5 protein-coding genes are annotated in these 6,795 nt (G+C 63.0%); 2 read left to right on the plus strand and 3 right to left on the minus strand.

All coding sequences use genetic code 11. The features are described 5' to 3' along the window. Positions 1-56 precede the first annotated feature (56 nt). Complete coding sequence (locus AACX78_RS07520) at positions 57-893, minus strand: substrate-binding domain-containing protein (RefSeq protein WP_159165817.1); 837 nt, start codon at positions 891-893, stop codon at positions 57-59. Between the two features lie 251 nt (positions 894-1,144). Here AACX78_RS07520 and AACX78_RS07525 point away from each other — a divergent pair, with 251 nt between their 5' ends. Then, positions 1,145-2,500 (plus strand): sigma-54-dependent transcriptional regulator, encoded by a 1,356-nt coding sequence (locus tag AACX78_RS07525; RefSeq protein WP_059112070.1) that lies wholly within the window; start codon positions 1,145-1,147, stop codon positions 2,498-2,500. Positions 2,501-2,531: 31 nt separating this feature from the next. Beyond that, entirely contained in the window at positions 2,532-4,658 is a 2,127-nt protein-coding gene (locus AACX78_RS07530) for a sensor histidine kinase (protein WP_159165818.1), read from the plus strand. A gap of 125 nt (positions 4,659-4,783) precedes the next feature. Here AACX78_RS07530 and AACX78_RS07535 read toward each other — a convergent pair whose 3' ends face one another. Then, entirely contained in the window at positions 4,784-5,650 is an 867-nt protein-coding gene (locus tag AACX78_RS07535; RefSeq protein WP_201302812.1) for a helix-turn-helix transcriptional regulator, read from the minus strand. A gap of 89 nt (positions 5,651-5,739) precedes the next feature. Then, positions 5,740-6,597: a formate dehydrogenase accessory sulfurtransferase FdhD gene (locus AACX78_RS07540; protein WP_159165819.1), complete on the minus strand. Its 858-nt coding sequence runs from the start codon at positions 6,595-6,597 to the stop codon at positions 5,740-5,742. Positions 6,598-6,795 lie beyond the last annotated feature (198 nt).

A 6,795-nucleotide genomic window follows, 5' to 3' on the forward strand; every position in this document is an offset into this window, starting at 1 on the left:
TCCCCTATCGTGCGGGGTGAGAGCCATCCATGTGATCGTATGGAACAAGGGCTGCATTATTTCCCGTTGGCATCGGCTACAAACAGCGCCTGGCCTGCCACCTTGAAGTCACCGATAAGCGTCTGGCCGTGCTCGGAGACCAGCCAGTTCTTCAGGGTGCGGGCCCCTTCGGTGTTGAGATCCGGGTAGCGCTTGGGGTTGACCAGAATCACCTGATAGGGGTTGAACAGACGTTTGTCGCCTTCCAGCAGCACGGCGAGATCCAGTTTGCTCTGATAGGCGAGCCAGGTGCCGCGGTCGGTCAGGGTATAGGCGCCCAGCTCGGAGGCCATGGTGAGGGTCGGGCCCATGCCCTGGCCGATGGACTTGTAGCCGGCAAACTCGGGTTTGACGTCGGCCGCCTGCCACAGTGTCTTCTCCTTGATGTGGGTGCCGGACTCGTCCCCGCGGGAGATGAAGGTCTGTTTTTTATCCTTGATGGCCTGCAGCGCCCTGGCGGCGTCATGCAGCTTGGTCAGACCCGCGGGATCCTGGCTCGGGCCTACGATGACGAAGTCGTTGTACATCAGGTGTGCCGGCTCTATGCCAAAGCCTGCGTCGACGAAGGCCTTCTCGGCTGAGGGGGCATGGGTCATCACCAGATCCGCGTCGCCGTTCTCACCCATTTTCAGGCTCTGGCCGGTACCGGCCGCCATCACCTGCACCGGATAACCTGTCTCCTTGGTGAACTGGGGCAGCAGCCAGCCCAGCAGGCCGGACTGCTCCGTGCTGGTGGTGGTGGCGAGGCGAATGGGCGCCTTGGCGTGGCTGGCGGTACTCAGCAAGGGGAGGCTCAGCAACAGGGCGGTGGAGAGGGCAAGGGCGAGACGTTTGCGCACGGTTCCTGTGATCATGATGTTCATCGTATCCGGGTGATGGGGGAGAGGGCAGGACTAAGCAAGCAGGGTGCCAAGCTGGCCGCACACTGCCAGCAGCGCAGTTTTTAATGTTGAAACAGTCGGTTAAGAGCGTTAATTGCGTGATGGCCTCGTCGCTTTTAATAAAGGGGGTTGGCACTCGGGGCCGGTTAGCGACAAAATGTCCCACAGTTTATAAGGTCGGTGGGACAATCCCGGAACCTTGTCGAATCTGAGGTACTTTTTTCATGACTGCACCCGCCAGCCGTTGGTCTGCCCTCTCTCTGCTTATCGTCGATGACGAGCCCGGCATGCGCAGCTTTCTGGCCAAGGCGTTGGCCAGGCGCTTCGCCCAGATAGAGACGGCCGCCAGCGTGGAGGAGGCGGAAGCCCTGCGTTGCCGCCTGCATTTCGATCTCATCATCGCCGACATCCGGCTGCCGGGGCGCTCCGGCATCGAGTGGCACGAAGCCATAGACCCCGCCACCCGGCGCAGCGACATCATCTTCATGACCGGCTTCGGCGACATGGATACCGCCCTCAAGGCGCTGCGCCTCGGTGCCAGCGACTTTATCCTCAAGCCCTTCAACCTGGACCAGATGGTGCAGGCGGTGGACAGGGTGATAGAGCGCCGCCAGATGGAGCGGGAGAACCTGCTGCTGCGCCGGGAGGTGAGCAAGCTGTTCCCGCCCACCCTGATTGGTGACAGCGCCAAGACCCGCGAGCTCAAGACCCTCATCGCCAGAGTCGCCCCCTCCAACGCCGCCGTGCTGGTGGAGGGGGAGTCCGGTACCGGCAAGGAGCTGGTGGCTCGTGCCCTGCATCAACTCTCAGGCCGGATGGGGGCCTTCGTGCCGCTCAACTGTGCCTCCATCGCCCCCGAACTGCTGGAAAGCGAGCTGTTCGGCCACGTGCAGGGGGCTTTCACCGGTGCCCGCAAGGGACGCGACGGCCTGTTTCGGGTTGCCCATCAGGGCACCCTCTTTCTGGACGAGATAGGCGAGATGCCGCTCGCCATGCAATCGTCCCTGCTGCGGGCTCTGGAACAAAAAGCCATCCGGCCGGTCGGCGCCGAGCGCGAGCTGTCGGTGGATGTGCGCATCGTCGCCGCCACCAACCGCAACCTCAAAGCCGAGGTGGAGGCGGGCCGCTTTCGGGAAGATCTCTTCTATCGCCTCAACGTGGTGGCACTGCCGGTGGCACCCCTGCGGGATCGCGTCGATGACATCCCCGCCCTGGTGCACCACTTCACTCGTCAGCTCACCGCCGAAATGGGGATGGGCTCGCTTAGCTGGACTCACGAAGACGTGGTGGCCATGCAGGCCTATCCCTGGCCCGGCAACGTGCGCGAGCTGCGCAACCTGATCGAGCGCTGCCTGCTGCTGGGCAAGCCCCCCGCCGACTACTGGCAGAGTGCCCAGTCCAGCGATCAGAGCAAGGGGGGAGAGGGATATCCCCTGGAGTGGGCGCTGGCGGAGGTGGAGAAGGCCCATATTCTGCAAGTGGTTGAGCGTTTTGAGGGCAACAAGTCCGCCGCTTCCCGGGTGCTGGGGGTGGCGCGCAAGACCCTGGAGCGCAAGTTCAAGGAGTGGGCCATCGAATGAAACTGCTGATCCTCTGCCGCTGGCGGCGACCATGACGCTGAGCCTGCTGCCCCGCTGGTTGAAAACAAAAGTCCGTTGGCGCCTGCTGCTGCTCACCTCTGTGCCCATCATGCTCACCCTGGTGGGCATGATGGGGCTGACGCTTTACTGGACCCTCACCTACAGCTGGCAGAACCTGCTCACCAATGTGCGCGGTGACCTCGGGGTGGCCCACCATGCGGTGAGCGTGCAGCAGCAGCGTCAGGCCGAACACCTGGAACACCTGCGCGATGCCTGGGCTTTTCAGCTGCGACTGCGCGAGACGCCCGATGAGTTGCAGCAGTGGGTGAAGCCACTGGCGGCCAACTATGACCTCGACTTTCTGCGCTTGCGCAGTGGCGCCGAACTTGATCCGTTGACGGCTCGGGAGCGTGCCACCCTCGGCGCCGGGCGCAGCATCAGCCAGTTCGTGGTCTGGTCTCGCGAAGAATTGCAGGCCCTCTCGCCCGCCCTTGCCAGCCGCGCCGTGTTGGACAGGGAACAGACAGCCGCCACGGTTCAGGAGACACGGGGGCTTGTCAGCCTCTCCATGACCCCTGTCATGGGGCGGGATGGATCGCTCTGGGCCGTGCTGGAAGGGGGTGAGCTTATCAACGGCAGCACCCGACTGGTGGATGAGCTCAAGCGCCAGGTGTTTGCCAAAAACACCCTGCCAGAGGGAAGCATAGGCACCGTCACCCTGTTTCTCGATGATCTGCGGGTGAGTACCAATGTACCGGTCAGCAGCAGCCGTCAGGTGGGCCGAGCCGTGGGCACCCGGGTCTCGGCGCCGGTGCGGGAACAGGTGCTGGGGAGGGGGGAGCTCTGGATAGATCGCGCCTTCGTGCACGATGCCTGGTATGTCTCCGGTTACGAGCCTCTGCTCGGGGCTGGCGGCGAGCGCATCGGCATGCTCTATGTCGGCTTTCTGGAGTGGCCCATCATTCGCACCTACCTCACCAACCTGCTGGAGCTGGGCTCAGGCGTGGTACTGCTCTTGCTGCTCTCTGGCCTGCTGGTCTATCGCGGCGCGCGGGATCTTTTCACCCCCATAGAGCGGATGCACAAGGTGGTGCGTCAGGTGCAATATGGCAAATCGGCCAGGGTAGGGCAGTTGGCTCTGGATCCTGACCACGAGCTGGCCCAGCTGGGTCGCCAGTTTGACGCCATGCTGGACCGGCAGGATGCCCATCGCCAGCAGATGGCCCGCAGCGCCGACGAGCTGGAGCAAAAAGTGGCCGAGCGCACCTTGAGCCTTAAGCAGAAGACTGCCGAGCTTGAACACCACATCCATATGCTGACCCAGGCGCGCCAGCAACTGCTTATCAGCGAGAAGCTGGCGGCCCTCGGTGAGCTGTGCGCCGGTGTGGCCCACGAGATCAACAACCCCTTGGCGGTGATCCTCGGCAATGTGGAGCTGATGAAACTGGAGCTGGGGGAGGCCGCCGCACCGGTCAGCGAGGAGCTGGCGCTGGTGCTGGCACAGATCGAGCGCATTCGCGCCATCACCCGCAGTCTGTTGCAATACTCTCGCCCCGGCGACTACGAGACGGCGCCTGTCTGGCAGCACCTCACCCCCATCATCGAAGAGAGCCTGACCCTGGTGCGCTCCGCCCTGCGCCAGCAGCAGGTGAACCTGGTGGCTGATCTACAGGCCCAGCAACCCATAGAGGCGGATCGCCAGCAGTTGCTGCAGGTGCTGATAAACCTGCTGGTCAACGCCAGCCACGCGCTGGGGGAGCAGGGGGAGATCCGGGTCGAGAGCCGCGACTGGTTCGACGAGGCGGGAGGACTACAAGGGGCTGAAGTGCGGGTCATCGACAACGGCAGCGGCATAGACGCCGCCATCATGGACAAGATCTTCGACCCCTTCTTCACCACCCGCGCCACAGGCACAGGCCTTGGGCTGGCCCTGAGCCACCGCATCATCAGCCGCTGGGGCGGGGAGCTGGTGGTGGCCTCCACTCTGGGGAAAGGAAGCTGCTTTACCATACGGCTGCTCAGCCGCGCCCGCCTGCCCGCTGGCAGCGAGCCCCGCCAGCTGGAGGGGTGGCGCATTGCGCTGGGGGCCGAGGGGCGTGAGTCTGGCACGGCGGGACATGAACCTGACTCGGCAGTGGGTGAGTCACGGAAAGGGTAAGTGCCTGCCCATTTATCAGAGTGGATGAATAGCACAGATGGGCAATAAAACAGACGGGCCTGCCAGGGTGGCAGGCCCGTGTTTGTCACTGCTGTCGGCACAAGGTATGGGGCTAGCCTCTTTCGCTACTGCGGGCTCCACACCAGCTTGCCGCTCTGGGTCAGGTCATAGCCGCCGAGGCGAGCCGCCAGCTCGCGCCCCTCGGGGGATTGCAGCCAGCTGATCAGCTGTTGCAGCAGGGTGCGAAAGAAGACCCCCTGCGGCATCACCAGATCGAAGCACTCCTGCGACAAGGGCATAAAGCCGAGGCCAAACTCGGTGGCGGTGCTCTGGGCGCCGGGCCCCACATCGGCATCGCCACGGCTGATGGCGGCGGCCAGCTCCCGCTCGCTGTTGACCTCAAGGGTACGCTCCAGCCGGGTCAGCGACTCCCCCTGGGTTTGCAGCCACTCCTGCAGGGCGCGCTGGCTGCCCGCCCCCTCCTGGCGCATGGCCCAGCGCCAGTCGAGCGCCTCTTTCGCCTCTTTGGGTTGCAAGCCCTGGCGCAGCACCAGCCCCTGCACCCGGCGAAAGCCATGCACTATCACCCATTGGCGGTGGCCCTGATACTGCTGCACCAGCGCCGGATGGCGCAGGTGGGCCTCCTCGGCCTGCCCCCAGTGGATGGCTACGATCTCCACATGGCCGCGCGCCAGCATCGCCAGCCCCTGACGGGTGCCGCACGGGGTGTAGCCCACCAGTGCCTGGGTCCCGAGCTGCCGCGCAAGCGTGCTGCAACCATAGTGCAGCAGCACGTCGTCAGAGCCCGCCAGCAGCAGCCGGTCATTCATCACCCCCTCGTGGCAGCTGCCGAGCAGCCAGCGATCGAGCAGGGATCGCGGAAACAGCCACTTGCCGGTCGCCTTGGTGGCGGGGATACGTGCCTCGTTGGCGAGCTGGTAGACCTTCTTCTCGTTGAGATCGAGATACTCGGCCACCTGCTTCACATTCATAAACTCGTTCATGGCTTGCGTTTGACCCTCTGGCTGGCGTGGTCGAGATACAGGGCGATCTGCTCGGCACTAATCAATTCATTTATGGCTTACTCTCGCTGACCCCGGCCTGAGGGGCTGCCGGGTAGCACCTGCGGCTTCTCGTCCAGCACGATATGGTCGTGGCCGCTAAAGACCTCGAAGTGGCGCCCCTTGGCGCGGGCAATCATGGTGATGCCGAGCTGGCGGGCAAGATCCAGCCCCATCTGGGTGACGCCGGAGCGCGACAACAGCACCGGAATGCCCATCTGCGCCACCTTGATCACCATCTCCGAGGTGAGCCGCCCCGTGGTGTAGAAGATCTTGTCGCTGCCACTCTCGCCGCGCATCCAGAGCTCGCCCGCCAGGGTATCCACCGCATTGTGGCGCCCCACGTCCTCGACAAAAGAGAGGATTTCGGCGCCGCGACAGATGGCGCAGCCATGGACGGCACCCGCCATCTTGTAGGTTTCGTTATGGGCCGACAGCGCCTTGAGCAGGGCATAGAGGGTGCTCTGTTTAAGCTCAGGCGCCGCCAAGACCACCCCTTCCAGCTTCTTCATCACGCTGCCATACATGGTGCCCTGACCGCAGCCGGAGGTGACCGTCTTCTTCTCCAGTGACTGGTCGAGATCTTCGGCCTGCTGGCTGCTCACCACGGCGGCGGCCTCGCTCTCCCAGTCGACGATCACCGACTCGATGGCCGAAATATCCTCGATAAAACCCTGATTTTTAAGATAACCCAGCACCAGTGCCTCGGGGCGCGCCCCCAAGGTCATCAGGGTTACTATCTCCTTCCAGTTGAGGTAGACCGTCAGTGGCCGCTCACAGGCGATTTGGCGGGTTTGCATTGTGCCCTGCTCATCCATCACCTCGACGGCCATGGTGAGCTGGGCGGCAGCATTGCTTTTGATAAAGGTCGGTGTCATGGGCCCCTCGCGACCGGTTGCCGGGATCTAAGGGAAGGGATACAGCAAGTTTTGTTCCAGATGGGTGTAGCTGCAAAGGTATATATAGTAAGTATCTAAGGTGGCTATTTCTGATATTTTCGTTAGCTAGGTGTAGACAAAATACAAACATTAATGTTTATATTATTGCTTAGATCAAGTCATTGACTACATTAAATC

The sequence above is a fragment of the Aeromonas sp. 9A genome (assembly GCF_963900955.1).
Lineage (GTDB): Bacteria > Pseudomonadota > Gammaproteobacteria > Enterobacterales > Aeromonadaceae > Aeromonas > Aeromonas salmonicida.

Bases quoted from the DNA above. Each gene is read 5' to 3' on its own strand.
- AACX78_RS07540 (WP_159165819.1), bottom strand. From the start codon at position 6,597: ATGACACCGACCTTTATCAAAAGCAATGCTGCCGCCCAGCTCACCATG.
- AACX78_RS07520 (WP_159165817.1), bottom strand. From the start codon at position 893: ATGATCACAGGAACCGTGCGCAAACGTCTCGCCCTTGCCCTCTCCACC.
- AACX78_RS07525 (WP_059112070.1), top strand. From the start codon at position 1,145: ATGACTGCACCCGCCAGCCGTTGGTCTGCCCTCTCTCTGCTTATCGTC.
- AACX78_RS07530 (WP_159165818.1), top strand. From the start codon at position 2,532: ATGACGCTGAGCCTGCTGCCCCGCTGGTTGAAAACAAAAGTCCGTTGG.
- AACX78_RS07535 (WP_201302812.1), bottom strand. From the start codon at position 5,650: ATGAATGTGAAGCAGGTGGCCGAGTATCTCGATCTCAACGAGAAGAAG.